The sequence below is a fragment of the Hyphomonas sp. UBA4505 genome, assembly GCF_002388685.1.
GTDB lineage: Bacteria > Pseudomonadota > Alphaproteobacteria > Caulobacterales > Hyphomonadaceae > Hyphomonas.
The window spans coordinates 1,276,028-1,292,659 of sequence record NZ_DGMZ01000012.1 but is presented as its reverse complement, the minus strand read 5'-3'; the positions used below and the strand labels follow the sequence as shown (position 1 = coordinate 1,292,659).

The 16,632-nt window shown below is 61.5% G+C and carries 22 protein-coding genes and 1 riboswitch; of the genes, 18 read left to right on the top strand and 4 right to left on the bottom strand.

Going from position 1 to position 16,632, the window contains the following annotated elements:
* The first annotated feature begins 106 nt into the window (after positions 1-106).
* Positions 107-219: riboswitch (TPP riboswitch) on the top strand.
* From B3527_RS15540 to B3527_RS15460, 17 genes are all read left to right on the top strand, one after another.
* Positions 216-542, top strand: a complete 327-nt coding sequence (locus tag B3527_RS15540) for a hypothetical protein (RefSeq protein ID WP_206991976.1) — start codon at positions 216-218, stop codon at positions 540-542. Its footprint overlaps the riboswitch before it by 4 nt.
* An 11-nt stretch (positions 543-553) precedes the next feature.
* A complete protein-coding gene (thiC, locus tag B3527_RS15535) occupies positions 554-2,431 on the top strand; it encodes a phosphomethylpyrimidine synthase ThiC (protein WP_290480582.1) in 1,878 nt (625 codons plus the stop codon).
* Positions 2,415-2,597 (top strand): hypothetical protein, encoded by a 183-nt coding sequence (locus tag B3527_RS15530; protein ID WP_290480583.1) that lies wholly within the window; start codon positions 2,415-2,417, stop codon positions 2,595-2,597. Before thiC ends, B3527_RS15530 begins: the two co-directional genes overlap by 17 nt.
* Positions 2,598-2,936: 339 nt before the next feature.
* Complete coding sequence (locus B3527_RS15525) at positions 2,937-3,146, top strand: SlyX family protein (RefSeq protein WP_206991972.1); 210 nt, start codon at positions 2,937-2,939, stop codon at positions 3,144-3,146.
* A 140-nt stretch (positions 3,147-3,286) separates the two neighbouring features.
* The gene (locus B3527_RS15520; protein WP_290480584.1) at positions 3,287-3,736 is read left to right on the top strand and encodes a hypothetical protein; all 450 of its coding nucleotides are present in this window, start codon (positions 3,287-3,289) and stop codon (positions 3,734-3,736) included.
* A gap of 86 nt (positions 3,737-3,822) precedes the next feature.
* On the top strand, positions 3,823-4,290 hold the full coding sequence (locus tag B3527_RS15515; RefSeq protein ID WP_290480585.1) for a phage tail protein: 468 nt from the start codon (positions 3,823-3,825) through the stop codon (positions 4,288-4,290).
* Between the two features lie 266 nt (positions 4,291-4,556).
* Positions 4,557-4,937: a hypothetical protein gene (locus B3527_RS15510; protein WP_290480586.1), complete on the top strand. Its 381-nt coding sequence runs from the start codon at positions 4,557-4,559 to the stop codon at positions 4,935-4,937.
* A 160-nt stretch (positions 4,938-5,097) separates the two neighbouring features.
* Complete coding sequence (locus B3527_RS15505) at positions 5,098-5,394, top strand: hypothetical protein (RefSeq protein ID WP_290480587.1); 297 nt, start codon at positions 5,098-5,100, stop codon at positions 5,392-5,394.
* A 217-nt stretch (positions 5,395-5,611) separates the two neighbouring features.
* Positions 5,612-6,940 carry a JmjC domain-containing protein gene (locus B3527_RS15500; RefSeq protein ID WP_290480588.1) on the top strand — a complete coding sequence of 443 codons (1,329 nt, stop codon included), beginning with the start codon at positions 5,612-5,614 and terminating at the stop codon, positions 6,938-6,940.
* An 83-nt stretch (positions 6,941-7,023) separates the two neighbouring features.
* Entirely contained in the window at positions 7,024-7,242 is a 219-nt protein-coding gene (locus B3527_RS15495; protein ID WP_206991966.1) for a hypothetical protein, read from the top strand.
* Positions 7,243-7,329: 87 nt separating this feature from the next.
* A complete protein-coding gene (locus B3527_RS15490) occupies positions 7,330-7,959 on the top strand; it encodes a fasciclin domain-containing protein (RefSeq protein WP_206991965.1) in 630 nt (209 codons plus the stop codon).
* Positions 7,960-8,036: 77 nt separating this feature from the next.
* A complete protein-coding gene (gene ruvC / locus B3527_RS15485; protein ID WP_290480589.1) occupies positions 8,037-8,540 on the top strand; it encodes a crossover junction endodeoxyribonuclease RuvC in 504 nt (167 codons plus the stop codon).
* A complete protein-coding gene (ruvA, locus tag B3527_RS15480) occupies positions 8,537-9,160 on the top strand; it encodes a Holliday junction branch migration protein RuvA (protein WP_290480590.1) in 624 nt (207 codons plus the stop codon). The genes ruvC and ruvA overlap by 4 nt, the downstream gene beginning before the upstream one ends.
* Positions 9,157-10,185 carry a Holliday junction branch migration DNA helicase RuvB gene (gene ruvB, locus B3527_RS15475; RefSeq protein ID WP_290480591.1) on the top strand — a complete coding sequence of 343 codons (1,029 nt, stop codon included), beginning with the start codon at positions 9,157-9,159 and terminating at the stop codon, positions 10,183-10,185. Before ruvA ends, ruvB begins: the two co-directional genes overlap by 4 nt.
* Before the next feature lie 97 nt (positions 10,186-10,282).
* Entirely contained in the window at positions 10,283-10,525 is a 243-nt protein-coding gene (locus B3527_RS15470) for a YdcH family protein (RefSeq protein ID WP_290480592.1), read from the top strand.
* A 22-nt stretch (positions 10,526-10,547) separates the two neighbouring features.
* Positions 10,548-10,676 carry a hypothetical protein gene (locus tag B3527_RS15465; RefSeq protein ID WP_255342028.1) on the top strand — a complete coding sequence of 43 codons (129 nt, stop codon included), beginning with the start codon at positions 10,548-10,550 and terminating at the stop codon, positions 10,674-10,676.
* A gap of 113 nt (positions 10,677-10,789) precedes the next feature.
* Entirely contained in the window at positions 10,790-11,113 is a 324-nt protein-coding gene (locus B3527_RS15460) for a hypothetical protein (RefSeq protein WP_290480593.1), read from the top strand.
* Positions 11,114-11,886: 773 nt separating this feature from the next.
* Here B3527_RS15460 and B3527_RS15455 read toward each other — a convergent pair.
* The 3 genes from B3527_RS15455 to B3527_RS15450 all read right to left on the bottom strand — a co-directional run bounded on the left by B3527_RS15455 (position 11,887) and on the right by B3527_RS15450 (position 14,180).
* Positions 11,887-12,189 carry a GIY-YIG nuclease family protein gene (locus tag B3527_RS15455; RefSeq protein ID WP_290480697.1) on the bottom strand — a complete coding sequence of 101 codons (303 nt, stop codon included), beginning with the start codon at positions 12,187-12,189 and terminating at the stop codon, positions 11,887-11,889.
* A 315-nt stretch (positions 12,190-12,504) separates the two neighbouring features.
* Entirely contained in the window at positions 12,505-13,071 is a 567-nt protein-coding gene (locus tag B3527_RS16955) for a thermonuclease family protein (protein WP_290940382.1), read from the bottom strand.
* Between the two features lie 11 nt (positions 13,072-13,082).
* A complete protein-coding gene (locus tag B3527_RS15450) occupies positions 13,083-14,180 on the bottom strand; it encodes an aromatic ring-hydroxylating oxygenase subunit alpha (protein WP_290481237.1) in 1,098 nt (365 codons plus the stop codon).
* 150 nt (positions 14,181-14,330) lie between these two features.
* Between B3527_RS15450 and B3527_RS15445 the strand changes: the two genes are divergently transcribed.
* Positions 14,331-15,926 carry an AbgT family transporter gene (locus tag B3527_RS15445; RefSeq protein WP_349677825.1) on the top strand — a complete coding sequence of 532 codons (1,596 nt, stop codon included), beginning with the start codon at positions 14,331-14,333 and terminating at the stop codon, positions 15,924-15,926.
* Positions 15,927-16,026: 100 nt separating this feature from the next.
* Here the strand turns inward: B3527_RS15445 and B3527_RS15440 are convergent, their stop codons facing one another.
* Complete coding sequence (locus tag B3527_RS15440; RefSeq protein ID WP_206991955.1) at positions 16,027-16,521, bottom strand: ferritin-like domain-containing protein; 495 nt, start codon at positions 16,519-16,521, stop codon at positions 16,027-16,029.
* Positions 16,522-16,632 lie beyond the last annotated feature (111 nt).

Genomic DNA, 16,632 nt, shown 5'->3' with positions numbered 1-16,632 from the left:
ACCTATCTATTGCGATGGACTGACGCCTGTCAAGACACTTAGGTAATCACCTATCTTTTCTCGCCAGCTGCCCCCTTTCCTTCCTCCCACAACGCGCCTATTCTCCCGGCCATCCGAGGGGCGCGTCTGGTAAGCGCTGAGATGGAGCCGACACCGCTCCAGCACCCTTTGAACCTGATCCGGCTAATACCGGCGCAAGGGACGGGAGTGAGCGCGTGGAATATATACGACTTCAGTATCAGGACTCCGCCTCCGCAATGCCGGAAGAGCGGTGGTTCGAGCTGAATCAAAACGCTGCAGTGAAACGCACGATCCACATTTGCGATACACGCGCCGTCAACAACAGTATTGCCATCCAGTCCCATCGTCAGGCAGCTTTCGCCGATTGGGCTTATACCTCCGACGATCCTTGCCTGTTCGCCAACGCCTATGCGACTCCTGCGGATCTTGTGCAGGAGTGGACCCGGAAAGGCTTCATCCAGCTGCCCGCCACAGCCGCCGACTTCAACAAGACATTCATGTCCGCCACACCGGCCATCTAAGGAATAGCCCCATGAACAAGCCCACAGACCAAAGCCAGTTCGAGACCCCCAAAGTCACCACCGGCGCCCTGCCCGCCAGCCGCAAGGTCTATTCTCATCCCGCTGACGCGCCGGACATCGCTGTGCCGCATCGCGAGATCGACCTTCACCCCAGCGCCAATGAGCCTGCCGTGCCGGTCTATGACACGTCCGGCCCCTATACCGATCCGTCGGTCACCATCGACGTGGAAAAGGGCCTCGCCCGCGACCGGCGCGCCTGGGTGCTGGAGCGTGGCGGCGTCGAGGAATATGACGGGCGCCATGTGAAGCCCGAAGACAATGGCGGCGCACAAGGCAAATACCTTGCCCGCGAATTCCCGGTCACGCACAAGCCCCTGCGCGGCCTGCCGGGCCACAAGGTCACGCAATACGAATTCGCCAAGGCCGGCATCATCACGAAAGAGATGATCTATGTCGCCACCCGCGAAAACATTGGCCGCGCCAAGGCCGTCGACGGCGCTGCGGAACAGATCGCACAGGGCGAGAGCTTCGGTGCGCACATCCCGGAATTCATCACGCCGGAATTCGTCCGCCAGGAAATTGCCGCCGGCCGCGCCATCATCCCGTCCAACATCAATCATGCCGAGCTGGAGCCGCAGATCATCGGCCGCAACTTCCTTGTGAAGATCAATGCCAATATCGGCAATTCAGCGGTCACGTCTTCCGTGGAAGAAGAAGTCGACAAGATGGTCTGGGCGATCCGCTGGGGCGCCGACAATGTCATGGACCTGTCCACCGGCCGCAACATCCACAACACGCGCGAATGGATCATCCGCAACAGCCCCGTCCCCATCGGCACCGTGCCGATCTACCAGGCGCTGGAAAAGGTCGACGGCGTCGCCGAAGACCTGACCTGGGAAGTCTATCGCGACACGCTGATCGAACAGTGCGAACAGGGCGTCGACTATTTCACCATCCATGCTGGCGTCCGCCTCGCCTATATTCACCTCACCGCCGACCGCGTCACCGGCATCGTTTCGCGCGGGGGCTCGATCATGGCGAAATGGATGCTCGCCCACCATACCGAGAGCTTCCTCTACACGCACTTTGAAGAAATCTGCGACATCATGCGCGCCTATGATGTCAGCTTCTCATTGGGCGATGGCCTGCGCCCCGGCGCGATTGCCGACGCCAATGATGCGGCCCAGTTCGCTGAACTCGAAACGCTCGGGGAACTGACGAAGATCGCCTGGGACAAGGGCTGTCAGGTCATGATCGAAGGGCCGGGCCATGTGCCCATGCACAAGATCAAGGTGAACATGGAGAAACAGCTGCGCGAATGCGGCGAGGCCCCCTTCTATACGTTGGGGCCGCTCACCACCGACATCGCGCCCGGCTATGACCACATCACCTCCGGCATCGGCGCGGCGATGATCGGCTGGTATGGCACGGCCATGCTCTGCTATGTGACGCCCAAGGAGCATCTCGGCCTGCCGGACCGCGACGATGTGAAAGTCGGCGTCGTCACCTACAAGCTCGCCGCCCATGCCGCCGACCTCGCCAAGGGCCACCCCGCCGCGCAATACCGCGACGACGCCCTCTCCCGCGCGCGCTTCGAATTCCGCTGGGAAGACCAGTTCAATCTCTCGCTGGACCCGGAAACCGCCCGCGACTTCCACGACCAGACCCTGCCCAAGGACGCCCACAAGGTCGCCCACTTCTGCTCCATGTGCGGCCCCAAATTCTGCTCCATGAAGATCACCGCCGAAGTCCGGGAATATGCGGCGGGCATGAGCGAGAATGAACGGACCGATCTGGAAAAGCAGGCCGCCGAAGCGCGCAAGGGGATGGAGGAGAAGAGCGCCGAGTATGAGGCAATGGGCCGAAAGCTCTATGTCGAAACGGACTAGGGCCCTTCTGCTTGTTTTCATCGGCACGCTGGTCGTTCTGACCGGCGTGCGGATGGCCCTTGAGGCCGTGCATGACCCAATCGACTCCTGCCTCGATGCCGGAGGCAGCTGGCATTACGATGTAGACGAGCGCTCCTTCACGGAGAATTATCGCGGGCCGCGATAGAGACCTGTCCTGAAAAACCCGTTGCCATGCAGAAGATGGCGACAGATTCTGGCGCTGCCCAACGGCACCAATACGAGCGCGCACTTTCGCAACATGTGCTGCCTGAAATTGTGGAACGTGAAGATCACGGCAGAGGTTCGGGAGTATGCAGCGGGCATGAGCGAGAACGAACGGACCGATCTGGAGAAGCAGGCGGCAGTAATGCGATGCTCCGCATCGCTGTAGGGCGGGTTAGCGTCAGCGTAACCCGCCATTTCACGCGCAGAGTTAGCGGGTCATGACCCGCCCTACGATTCCCCCCATTGCCTCGCCCCGCCCCTGCCGCTAATCCCTCCCGCCATGACAGACACATCCCGCCTCGACGAGCTTGAAATGCGTGTGGTCCATCAGGACCAGACGATTGAGGATTTGAACGCGGCCATCACCGCGCAATGGAAGCTGATCGAGCGGCTGGAGCGACAGGTCGCGCGCCTCGCCGAGCGCGTCGCCGACAGCGAGCGGTCACCCGGCGACGCGGCCCCCGTGGACCGGCCGCCCCCTCATTATTAGCGTCGCCCCGGATGGCGGGTTAGCGAAGCGTAACCCGCCATCCGCTCTTGCCGTCCGGCGGGTCATGACCCGCGCGCTTCACGCCCGGGAAAATTCCGCCTAAGCTGCCTTCTGGCCCATAGCGCGACGGGGGACGCGGCATGACGAATTACGAACTCACCTATCTCTTCTACGAGGCCATCCAGGTCGGCAATGGCACGATGGCGAATTACATGACGCTGGTCTTCGGCATGCTGGTGACCAGCTATCTCGCCGCCCACCGGCTGGACCGGGTGATGATGTGGATCGCGCTGGTCATCTATTCCATGTTCGCGCTCGGCTTCTGCAACGAGATCTTCCAGTCCTATAGCGACTTTGCCCGCCTCGGCCTGTTGCTGGCCGAGCGCGGCCAGCTGCCAGACAGCGACCTTGGCTGGTTCGGCGCGGTCGCCGTGGGCGAACAGCCTTTCCATGTGATCCCGAAACTCGTCGCCCTCATGACGCTGGCCGCTTATGCCGGCTCCATTGCCTTCTTCTTCCGCGCCCGGAAGGCCAATCTGTCAAAGGGTATTGGTCCCGTGGAGCCGGGGGATGCGGACAACGACGCCTGACCTCTGCTCCACCGCCCCGCGATCCTTCTTCTTGCCACGCCCGCACAGCGTCATAGAGTGAACCCACCATATTGGGAGGACACGGAATGATTCGGAAATTTGCGATGGCGGCAGCACTGACTGGCGCGCTCATGGTGGGGGCTGCGCCTGCCGCCGATGCGGGGATGGATGACTATCTCGGCGAGATCGTCACGGTGGGCTTCAATTTCTGTCCGCGCGGTATGATGGAGGCCGATGGCCGCCTGCTGCCGATTGCCGAAAATACCGCCCTCTTCTCCCTGCTCGGAACACTCTATGGCGGCGACGGGCGCACGACGTTCGCCCTGCCGGATCTGCGCGGGCGCGTTATGGTGGGCGCAGGCCAGGGCCCCGGCCTGACCGACCGCCGACAGGGCGAGCGCGGCGGCGTTGAGATTGACGTGAGTCTCCCGGCCCAGGAACATTCGGGCACAGCCGACACGCAGGTCAACTCCACCACTGGCAACAATATGCCACCCTGGCTCGCGCTGAAGCAGTGTATCGTGACGCAAGGCATTTATCCGTCGCGAAGCTAGGCGGGCCAGCGCGGCGATTGCGACCCTGCTGGATACATCCCGCGCTCTCCTCATGCGTCACCCCCCGGCCGCGATAGCAGTCTGGGGGTCCAATACTGAACGTCTCGGCGGGCGCGACCTGTGCCGTCAGGCGCGCAGGCGGTGCACAAAGCGCCGCGCGCTGCGGTGGCAAATTCAGGAGATGGGCCCCCGGTGACTTCGCCATCGGGGAGGACGACGCAGGCAAGATATCCGACAGGCTGCCCCACCATGCCACACTTCCCCACATGGACCCGGCCTATCGCCCCTTCTTTGCCCATGTCTGGGCCTTCTGCTGGCCGTGGCTGTGGTGGAACCTTGTACGGTTGACGGCCTGGCGCAAACGCACCGGGCGGCGCGTCTTCGTCACGGTCGACAAATACGGCAATGTGGTCATCCGCTATATCGGCGATGCGCCGACGCCGGACAATGCATACACCTATACGCCGCCGCGTGTGCCGCGCTGGCAGAGCCCAGCTCTGGCAAGCGACCTGCCCTGCGGCCTCGATGTCCCGTCCGCTTTTGTCTGGACCAGTCTGTACATCTTATGGACACTTTATGGACCAGTTCGGGACCAGTTCGGCCATGCGCCGATCGGCCAGGTCAGCCCGGTCCGCGCCCCGCCCTGAGCCGGCTTTTTCCGTAATTCAGCCCAGACACCCGGACGGCCCCGCCGCTCCGGACGCCCTTGCTGGAACGAGTGCTGGCCGGAACCATTCGATTACAGCCCCGTTATGTTCGCAAGCGCGCTGAACTGCGCAACAAAGCACAAGAAGGAAGACCCAGAACATGAGTACAGGAAAAGTCATTGGAATCGCCGTCGCCATTGTCGCCCTCGTCGGGGCCGTCTGGCTCGGCTCTACGCTGATCGATGTGGACCAGACAGAGCCCGGCAAGCTGCCGGATGTGGATGTCGCCATTGACGCCGAAGCTGGCAAGATCCCCGAATATGATGTCGATACGGGCGAAGTGAATGTCGGCACAGAAACCGAAACGGTGCTCGTGCCTGAAGTTGTGATGGTCGAAGAAGAAGTCGAAGTTCCAACCGTGGACGTTGAAGAACCGGAAGAAACTCCGGAACAATAATCGCCTCCGCGCGAATGCACTCCCCGCCCGGTAGTCCGGGCATCCAGACCCAATCCGATGGCAGGCCGCAGACGCGGTCTGCCATTTTTCGAATCTTCTGTCGGCGTCTGTCACGCCAACTCTTCCCCGCAATGCTTGTCCCATCGCCGGATTGGGATTATCTGCCTAGGTCTCAGGGCAATGCAAAAAGCGCCCGAGACCGGGGAGGTCCGACCGAATGACAGATTTCAGCTCGCTGCGCGATCCAGCCAGGCCGGCAAGCCCAGATGCGCCCGCCGCCCTGAACGGCCGCGAACTGGCAGAATTGTTAAGCCCGGTATCATGCGAAGACTTTGTGGATCGCTATTTCGCGCGTCAGTCCCTGCATGTGAAAGGACATGCCGGGAAGTTTGACCATATTTTCAGCATGGAAAGACTGAGGCTGGCTCTCGCACGAGGGCAGCATATCGAAGATCCCCGCTTCAACCTGACCGCCTCATTCGCGGGCGGAGAAAAAGCTGGCAGCCGCAAGCCCATGTTTTCAGCGCAACTGGGCGAGGCCAGCGATCTGCTGAAATCAGGCGCCACGATCTGCATCACCAATATTCACATGGCCGATCCCTTCCTGGCCCGCTGGGCCCAGGCGATCCGCGCGCGACTCAGCTTTACCGGCACAGTTGGGGTCAATTGTTATGCCTCCCCAGACGGCGCCGGATTGCCCATGCATTATGATCGGCGCGTCGCCACGACGCTTCAGATCGCGGGAAAGAAACGCTGGATATATTCCACCGAGGCCGCCAAACGCTGGCCCGACAATAATGCGACCTATTTCGAAGGTCGCGCTGAGCCCGCCGACATTGATGTCGGGACCCTGCCGGACGATATGGCGTTTCAGGAAGTCGAGCTGAACCCCGGCGACCTTCTGTGCCTTCCAGCCGGCGCGTGGCACGCCGCCCGCGGCGTCGGGTATTCGCTCGCGCTGAACCTCTATTTTGCCCCCCGAAACCTGTTCGACCAATTGGCCCCCCTGCTCCAGGAGTTCGCGGCGTCTCACGACAGCTGGCGCGGAGGACCTCCCGTCACATTGGATGACGCGCACGGGAACCTTCCTGACACGGTGTCAGACTATATGCGCGACCGCCTTGCCGAATTTCAAACCCTGGTGAGTGAAACGCTGGCTGGGCCGGAAGCGATGAGCAGCCCCTGGCTGACTTCACTGACGCAAGGACCCTATACCGGATGGCAACCCGATCCGGTATTGCCCCTGCCAGCCGCGTCGGCGACGGACAGGTTTCTTGTGGTGATGCCGCCGCTGCGCTTCATCGCATCCGGCGGTCGGGTGAGCCTGCCGTGCGACAATGGTCTGCTGGACTTCCCCGCGAACTTCGCGCCCATCCTTCGTCGCCTATCCTCTGAACCGGCGGGGTTTTCGATCCCTGACATCATCGCTGGAACGCAAAGCGCCGATGCCCCTCCGCAAGCGGAGGTCATCGCCCACTTGCAGACATTGTTTCGAAACGGAATAATTGCAAAAAGCGATGCACCACACATGGCACAGCAGACGTGAATTTGTTTTTGCAGCAGATACGCGCGCAACCTTCTCAAATTTCCGGCGTTCTACCGGCTCTCTCCCACAGAAAGCCACAGGACATGTTCACCCAGCTCAATCCACCTATCCCGCTGACCGTCACGGACCGGGGCGACGGCTTCGCCATTGGCGTTATCGACTACGGCCAGGAGCACAACCTCATATGGGTCACGGTAATCACCGCGACCGGCGAAATCTGGTGCGCGCCGAACCCCTCCGTACGCGGCGTCGTGAATTGGACAATGGGTCGCCCTCGTCCCGCCACAGATAGCGCCCATTGAGAGATAAATTTTGCTCGGTGCCGCTGAACCAAACCCGAAGGCACGCGTTACCTGATCATTGCCTGCCGGAGGAAAGGATCCCCGCTCATGAAACGCCACTTACTCATTCCCGTTGCGTCCGCACTATTCCTGGCTGCCTGTTCCGGCGAGTCTTCAGACACGCGCACACTACCGCAAGACCCTGTCCAGCCCTATGCGGATGATGTCGACATTACCCCTTCCCCGGATGCGGGCGAAGAGGAAATCTATGCCGACACAATGGATCGCGACCAGATGGTCACCTCCGGCCCGAACGTGTTGGACACGATCGCCGCTGATCCGCGCCTGTCGACACTCTATGGTGCCATTGAAGCCGCAAGTCTTGACGAAACCCTCGCCACCGGCGGCCCATACACCATCTTCGCGCCGACCAATGAGGCATTCGATGCCCTGCCCACTGGCCAGCTGGAAGACTATCTGAAGCCAGACAATGCCGACAAGCTCGTCCGCGTGCTAGAATACCATATCGTCGAAGGATCCGTGCGCGCCTCCAATGTACCCCCCGCAGATGAAGGCGTACCAACAGCCAGTCTGAACGGCCTCGACCTTTCGGTCCGCGACATGGGCGGCGGCAAACTGATGATCAATCAGGCCAGCATTCTCGAAACTGATGTCGAGGGCGGCAATGGGGTCGTACACATCATCGACTCGGTACTGGTGCCACGGGAAACCGAATAGGGTCCCGCTGCAGTCGATGTGAACAAATAGAGAAAATGCAAGGTGTCATTAACCCATCCCGCTGATAGGATGGGTTAATGACAGCCACGATTCGCATTCTCGGCATCGACCCCGGCCTCCGCCATACTGGCTGGGGTGTCATCGAGCAGACCGGCGCCCGGCTGGCTCATATTGCGCATGGCGTGATCTCGGTAGACACCAGTCTCGCCATGTCGGAACGGCTCGGCGGCATCTTCGAGGCGGTCGGAGAACTGGCCCGGCATTACGGACCACATGCCTCAGGCGTTGAAGAAACGCTGGTCAATGCCAATCCCCGCTCGGCGCTGAAACTCGGCCAAGCGCGCGGCGCGGCCATGGCGGCGCTCTCCATGGCGGGTGTGCCCGTCGCCGAATTTGCCCCGCGCAAGATCAAGCTGGCCATTGTCGGCACCGGCACAGCGGACAAGGACCAGGTGGCCTTCATGGTCAAACGCCTCCTGCCCCGCGCCGGAGAGATGAAATCGGACTCGGCCGATGCGCTCGCCTGCGCAATCTGTACCGCCCACCATCTGCCGCTGGAATTGAAACGAGGCGCTGCATGATCATTGGCCGACTGACGGGAACCGTCGCCGCCCTCGGCACGGACAACATCCTGATTGACGTCAATGGCGTCGGCTATGTCTGCATGGCCGGCACGCGGCTCTTGTCCAGGGTGCATGTCGGCGAGACCAGTGTCCTGCATGTCGAGACCAAGGTCAGCGAAGCGGCGATCACACTCTACGCCTTCGGCTCTGACGAGGAACGCGCCTGGTTCGTTCGTCTTCAGGATGTGCATGGTGTGGCCGGCAAGGCCGCAATGGCCATCCTTGACGCAATCACACCGGCAGAATTGATGGACGCGATCGCCCTCGGCGATGCGTCCGTGTTGACACGCGCAAAAGGCGTTGGCAAGAAACTGGCCGAGCGGATCACCGGCGAACTGGCTGGCAAGCCACCGCCGATGGGCCGGTTTGGCAAGTTCGAAACCGCCCAGGTCGCAGGCCTTGCCAGTGCGCCCGTCGCCGCCACGACAAGCGTGCGGAGCGAGGCGATCTCGGCGCTTGCAAACCTCGGCTATGCCCAATCAGATGCCGCCCGCGCTGTGGCCAGCGCTGCGAAAGATGCCGGCGATAGCGATGTCAGTAATTTGATCAAGGCGGCGCTGAAGGAACTGGCGCGATGAGCCGCGAGGGCGAACTCTCAGACCCCAATGCCCAAGGCGGCGATGCGCTGGACCGCGCGCTGCGGCCGCAGGCGTTTGAGGATTATGTCGGCCAGCGCAAGGCAAAATCGAACCTCAAAGTCTATGTCGATGCGGCCCGCAAGCGCAAAGAGGCGCTGGACCATGTCCTGCTGTTCGGCCCGCCGGGGCTTGGCAAGACGACGCTGGCGCAAATTCTCGCCCGCGAAATGGGCGTCGGCTTCCGCGCGACCTCCGGCCCAGTCATTGCCAAGGCCGGTGACCTCGCGGCGATCCTGACCAATCTCGAACCCAATGACGTCCTCTTCATTGACGAAATCCACCGCCTGCCTCCGGTCGTGGAGGAAATCCTCTATCCGGCGATGGAGGATTACGCCCTCGATATCGTTATTGGCGAAGGCCCGTCGGCGCGGTCTGTGCGGCTGGATCTTTCCCCCTTTACCCTGGTCGGCGCCACCACACGGGCCGGCCTGCTCGCCACGCCGCTGCGCGACCGGTTCGGCATACCGCTGCGCCTTGAATTCTATGAGCCGGAAGAGCTGGCCCGGATCGTCATGGCGGCGGCCCGCAAGCTGACTGCGCCGATCACGGAAGATGGCGCCATCGAGATCGCCAGTCGCGCGCGCGGTACGCCGCGCATCGCGCTGCGCCTGTTGCGCCGCGTGCGCGACTTTGCCGAGGCAGATGGCGGCACGATCACTCAGGATTCCGCCAGAAGCGCGCTGAAACGACTGGAAATCGATTCAGACGGCCTTGATGCGCTGGACCGGCGCTACCTCCATGCGCTGGTGAAAACCTATGCCGGGGGGCCGGTCGGCGTGGAGACGCTGGCGGCGGCCCTGTCGGAAGCGCGGGACGCGGTGGAGGACGTGATCGAGCCTTACCTGATGCAGAAGGGCTATGTCGCGCGCACGCCGCGCGGCCGGGTCGCAGCGCCGCTGGCCTATGAACGCCTCGGCCTGCCGAATCCGGGCGGTCAGCAATCCGGCCTGTTCGGCGAGAAATAGCCCCCTGACCACAAGGATACGTAGTTTCCCCGATTCCGCGTGGCCGCGCCCCATGACCTGATAGTGCCAGACACATCTTATCAGGGAGCGACCCAATATGTCCCACACACCGCACGAACTCGCCGAGGAATTCCCGGACGCGACAGACCGCATTCATGCACTGAAGGAAACGGACGGTCATTTCGCCCGGCTGGCCGACGAATATCACGCAGTGAACCGCCAGATTCACCGTATCGAGACAAATGTCGAGCCCGCCAGCGATGTCTTCCAGACGCAGCTGCGCAAGCACCGCATGGCCCTGAAAGACGAGATCAGCGCCATCCTGAACGCCCCGGCCTGAAAAGCCGTCAGGAGGACCGGGCATGGGTAATCTGAGTGTTGACGCATTGGCGATTGCCGCCCTGGTCGGGTTTGCCAGCCTGTTGCTGATCGGCGCGGGCCTGACAGCCTGGTTGTGGAAGCAATCGGGCAAGTCCGAAGGCGATTTGTAGGGCGCGCAGAGCGCCCTGCACAAATATCTGAAATAAGGGAAGACATTTCAACCCAGAGATGCTATACAAAAATGCAATCGTTTGGATTTTGGGCATAACTGGGGGACACTCACATGGCTCATTCCTTTGCAGGCCTGGCGGGCGAATTCCCGACCGCCGTGCCGGAAATCTTCGAACTGGCATCCATTGATCCGGTTTTCGCGCATCTGGCAGAAGCGTTCGAGGAGATCACGCAGGTGTTGGCCGAGGCCGAGACCAGCATTGAGGATGTGACCCCGCAGGATCGCCGCGCGCTGGAGGCCCGGCGGGCCGAGCTGCGCGCGCAATTATACACCGCGCTTTGTAACGTCACCGGCGATGATCGCTGGTGTGACGAGGCCGCCGCTGGCACGGAAGGGCCCTCCCCCCCGCCCCTTCCGCGCCGGTCGGCGGCCTGATACGTCCAGCCCGGCGGCAGGCATATGCTGACAGGCAGCACTCCAAGCCGGACTGGCGCGCGCCATCCGGGTATCTCGTGTCCAAATCATCTGGCGAAGCCGTCGGCGCAGCGGGCGCCGTGGCGCTCCGCCTGATGATTTGGAATGGCTATGGAATGGAGCGTTACCGCCCGCCGCGCCGGACAGGAGTTTCGGCGAGCACCCTCATGGGGGCCCATGGTCCCGGGTCTTCGTTACCGGCTGCGGAGGAAAAGCAATCGCACTGCGATTGCCCGAAGCAGGCCCAAGCGCAAGCGCAGGGCTCCGGACGAGGCCTGTCTCGGGAAATCGTGCCACTGGCACGATTTCTGTTCCTCGACAGCCCAACTTGCCTTCGCAAGCTCACCCTGGCCTGACCTGCCTAGGGCCGTGCGAGACCGTATGTCTCCCGCCCAGCCCATCCTGTCCCTGCAACCCACAACCAGAACGGTACCTGATCCGGCTCCTGTGAGAGCAGATGCTTAGTATGGGGCAGGGAGTTCTCAGACGGATTGGAGACCAAACCCTCACCCCGAAGATACCTGCGCAGGCAGGTATCCATCTCCTGAAGCTGCCTCATGTGCATGGGTAGAAGTCCCGAGATGGACCCCTGCCTGCGCAGGGGTCATCGGAGGAGAATGATCTCTATCCCATAAACCGTATCCTCGGCGCATGCCGGCGTCTCCTGCCGAAGCCAGACGGAGCCAGCCGGACGAGACTCCGGCATGCGCCGGAGAGGCGGGGGCGGAAAGGCCCTACCCCGTAATCTCGAACCACAAATCCTTCCAATGGGGATTGCGCTCCGTGATCAGATTTATCTTGTTCTTCCGGCGATAGGATTTGAGGGATTTCTCACGCGCAATCGCTGTGCTGATCTCGTCATGCAGCTCATAACAGACGAGCGTCTTGCAGCCATGTTTCTGCGTGAATCCTCCGAAAATGCCTTCACGGTGTTGCCAGACGCGCTGGACAAGGTGGGACGTGACCCCGGCATAGAGCGCGCCCTGCTTGCGATTGGCCATCATATAGACGGCAATTATGCGGTCCTCATTGGCCATGCTCAGCACTCCTTCCCCAACCTTCCTACACAAGAACAAAAATTGCGTCATTCCCGATGGCCGCAGGCCATCTGGGAACCCATCTCTGTACGATGCCACAAAGAACGTCATGTGTTGTGCAGAGAAACCCGCACGCCCCCGCACCGGACGCACCCGGTTGCCCCGTTCAGCGATGGGCCCCCAGACGCTGCGCGTCGGGGGTGACGCCAGGAGGAGGGAAACAGCGTAGGGCGGGTCATGACCCGCCATGCTGCGAGATCGGACGGCGGGTTACGCTTAGCCAGCCCGACCTACAGTTTCGTCAGCTATTCATTGTTATTCGCAGGTACACCCATCATCCCTTTGACTCTTACGCCAATCCCACGGTGTTTGATGCTTTGTAGCGAAAATCCCTTTGCCTTCGCGTCTGGCAGTTTGTTCAGCCTCGACAAAAAGCTTGCCATGATATCGGTCCGCATATGCCCAACCATTCCGCACTATCTGCATATTTACATCCATGTCACCGACATAGCAGGAAGCAACATATCGTCCGTATCGGACCCAAGGCTTGTTCTCCCCATCTCGAACATAGATCTCACATCTGAAATCTTTGTTCTCCGTGAACGTCCGGAGAAATTCTGAAGCACCAGATGCGCAATACGTTCGAGATTCGCCAGTTATCTCACAGCCTTGTTTCGATTCGAGAGCATCGATTCCATACAATCGGATCTGATGAATTCCGATCCATAAGGTGTCTCCATCCACCACTTCGATTTTTTCATCAACTGGGGAGGGAACCAATAACCGATCGTTGCTTATTCGTTCAAACTGAACGGATTGGGCAGTCGCTGACAGCGCGATACCCACCAACGTAGCAGAAACACAGCCTATCTTCCCAATCATCACACTACCCCCTAACTCATCCACCTCAACACGCGCGCCTCAATCGGGTTCGCAAACTCGCGTCCCTCGGTCCGGCATTCCGTCCACTCACGTTTTAGCCGCTGGTACCATTTGGCCTGGATGTCTATGTCGTCGATCCACATCATGGCTTTCTGGTGGGCCATGCCCTGGTTTTGCAAATCCACCATGTCGCCATCCTGGCGGAGGAATTTGCGGGCCATCGGCTTGGCGATGGGCACGGCGAGGTGGAGGAGCGGCGCGCCGGTCCACCAGGTGAATTGCGTGATCCGTGTACGTTTCGGGGCTTCCGGCGTCAGGCAGGTGAGCGTCAGCAGGCGGGCTTTGTCGTTCGAGATGATTTCCCAGCGATAGCCGGGCAGCTGGAACCGGATCTCGGTTTCCACATCATCCCCGAACACCCAGCGATAGAGTTTCGAGTTCGAGCTGGGCGGATGGCGGTCAATCGCCCAGCCGCGCTCCGTCGGGATGAAGGGCTTTTCCTTCAGCTTCAGGCCCACCGAGGGCGGACGCCACCACCATTGATTGTGCACGAAGGGCACATGGGCCGGGTCCATCAGGCCGACCACGGCATCATCCATATGCGCGTTGAACACGTCATGGATGACAAAGCCGGGCTTGTCCGGCAGCGGGCCGAATTCCGGCGGCGGCACGGCAGGGGGCGCAAGCTCACGGGGATTGTGGGCGACATAGAGATAGACCGCGCCATTGGCCTCATGCACCGGATAGCGGCGCACTTTCACCTTGGACGGGTCATAAGGGCTGTCGTCGGTGAGGGATGGCATCAGCTTGCAGCCGCCATCGGTGCCGAAGCGCCAGCCATGATAGGGGCATTGCAGTGTCCACTCGCCATCGGTTTCCAGCTGTTGGCCCGCAGACAGCGGCACGAGGCGGTGGGGACAGATGTCGCGCAGGGCGAAGGGTTCGCCCTTGGGCGTGCGGCCGACGACGACGGGTTCGCCCAGCACCATGATGCGGTGCTGCTTGCCGGCGACGAGGTCGGTGGACGGCGCGGCCAGATACCAGCTGTCGGTGAGGTAGCCCTCGTCGGTAATGCCCTGTTTGGGCGCGGCGTGTTGTGTATCGGGCATGGGCGGGACCGGTCTTGTAACGATGGCCCCTGATTAGCGCATTTGGCGGGGGGTCACCAGTGCGCGGGCTGCGGCGGATATGGGGCGGAATATTGCCAGCGCGGCAATTGGCAATAAGGTGTCCCGCTTGATCTGGTTTTGACAGGGGAAATGGGCATGGCCGAGGCAGCGACCAATAAGGGATTCCTGGGATGGGTGGAGAAGACGGGCAACCGCCTGCCCGATCCGGTCTTCCTGTTCTTCTATCTGATCATCGCCCTGATGGCGATTTCACAGATTGCGGCCTGGACCAGTTTCAGCGCGCCGCACCCGACGCAGGTGACAGACGGCGGCACGCCGCTGGTCATTGAGTCGGCGAGCCTGTTCTCGGCCGAGAACATACAGCGCCTCTGGGTGGATATGCCGAAGACGTTCACGCACTTCCATCCGCTCGGCTATGTGCTGGTCGTGATGCTGGGCGCGGGCGTGGCAGAGCGCTCAGGGCTGTTTTCGAGCGCGATCCGGGCGGCGGTGCGCAATGCGCCGAAATTCCTGCTGACGCCGCTGGTCGCGCTGGTGGCGATGCTGTCGAACCATGCCGCCGATGCGGGCTATGTCGTAATGATCCCGCTGGCGGGCATATTGTTTGCCTCGGCCGGGCGCCACCCGCTGGCCGGGATTGCCGCGGCCTTTGCGGGCGTGTCGGGCGGGTTTTCCGCCAATATCTCGCCGGGCCAGCTGGACGCGCTGCTGTTCGGCATCACCGAGGCCGCCTATGGCGCGAGCAATATCGATGCGGGCTGGACGATGAACATTGCCGGCAATGCGTATTTCATCGCGGCGTTGCTGTTCATCTACCTGCCCGTGATCTGGTTCGTGACCGACAAGATCATCGAGCCGCGCCTCGGCAAATGGGTTCCCAGCCCGGAATCAGCCGTACAGGCTGGCGATGAAGACAAGCCCCTGACCGCCGAGCAGCAGAAGGGCCTGCGCATGGCGGGGCTCGCCCTGCTGGGCGTGTGCGCCTTGTGGGCGTTCATGACGTTCGGACCAGGCACGCCCCTACTGGCCGATGGGCCGGGCACAGAAGGCAATCCGTGGTACCAGAAGGCCGGGCCGTTCTTCCGCTCGCTGGTGGCGGGCTTCCTGGTTCTGTTCCTTGCTGCGGGCTGGGCCTATGGCGCAGCCGCCAACACGATCAACAATCACCGCGACCTGGTAAACATGATGGCCGAGGCGATGAAGGACATGGGCTATTATCTGGTGCTGGCCTTTGCGGCGGCCCATTTCGTGGCGATGTTCGGCTGGTCCAATCTCGGACTGATCTCGGCGGTGCATGGCGCGGACGCAATCCAGAATAGCGGATTGCCGCTGCCGATCGTGCTGGGCCTGATTGTCTTGTTCTCGGCGCTGCTGAATCTTTTCGTCGGCTCGGCCAGCGCAAAATGGGCATTGCTGGCGCCGGTGCTTGTGCCGATGCTGATGCTATTGGGGATCAGCCCGGAAGGCGCGACCGCCGCCTATCGCGTGGGCGATGGCGCGACGAACATCATCACGCCGCTGATGGTGTACTTCCCGCTGATCCTGGTCTTCGCGCGTCGCTGGCAAAGTGATTTCGGGCTTGGCAGCCTGACGGCGATGATGATCCCGTATTCGGTCTGGATGCTGATCACGGGCGTCGCGCTGATGATGGGCTGGATCTTCCTGGGGCTCGATTTCGGCTTTGGCGCCCCGGCGCACATCACCGTACCCGGCGCGGGGGGATAGTGCGCACGGCAAACCCGGCCTGGCAGTGCCAGACCGGGCTCCCACCCCGTGGAGGCCAGCCGGAGTTACAGTTCAGCCAGCCCGCCTTGGGGGGGTGGAATCAGGCCGCTTCGCGGTTCACTTCGCCTTCAGCCAGCTGCGACATCTCGCGGTCACCGGAATAGGTGTTGTCGAGACAGGTCTGGAGCTGTTCGGCGTCGTCCTTGAAGCCAAGGCGACGGGCAAAGGCCAAGACGGTGCCATAGCCAGCAAGGGCGTAATGGGTCATGCGCTGATATTGCGAAATGATAGAGGCATCGCGGACATCCTCGTCCTCGATCTCGGCGTCGATGGCGTGGGCTTTCGCTTCTTTGACGAGGCCTTCCATGCCCTGACAGAATTCGCCGCGCGGGTCGGCCTTGTGCTTGCGGATCAGGCCTTCGACGGCGTTGATCCCGTCCTCGATGCCGCTGACGCCGCGTTTCAGCGCGTCCTGCAGCTTCGGATTATGGGCCTTTCCAGCGAGCTTCTCAGTCACCTTGAGGGATTGGCGATTGGCGCTGTAGAGGTCTTGCAGCTGGTCAATATAGAGGTCTTCGAGCGTCTGGATGCTCATGGGAAAATCCTTCCTGAGTGCGTGTTTGTGTGACGCAGAATCAATGGAAGGCACGTCGACTTGTTCCGGAGTTTCCTGATTTTAATGGAAATCCGCGACATTCTGCACCTC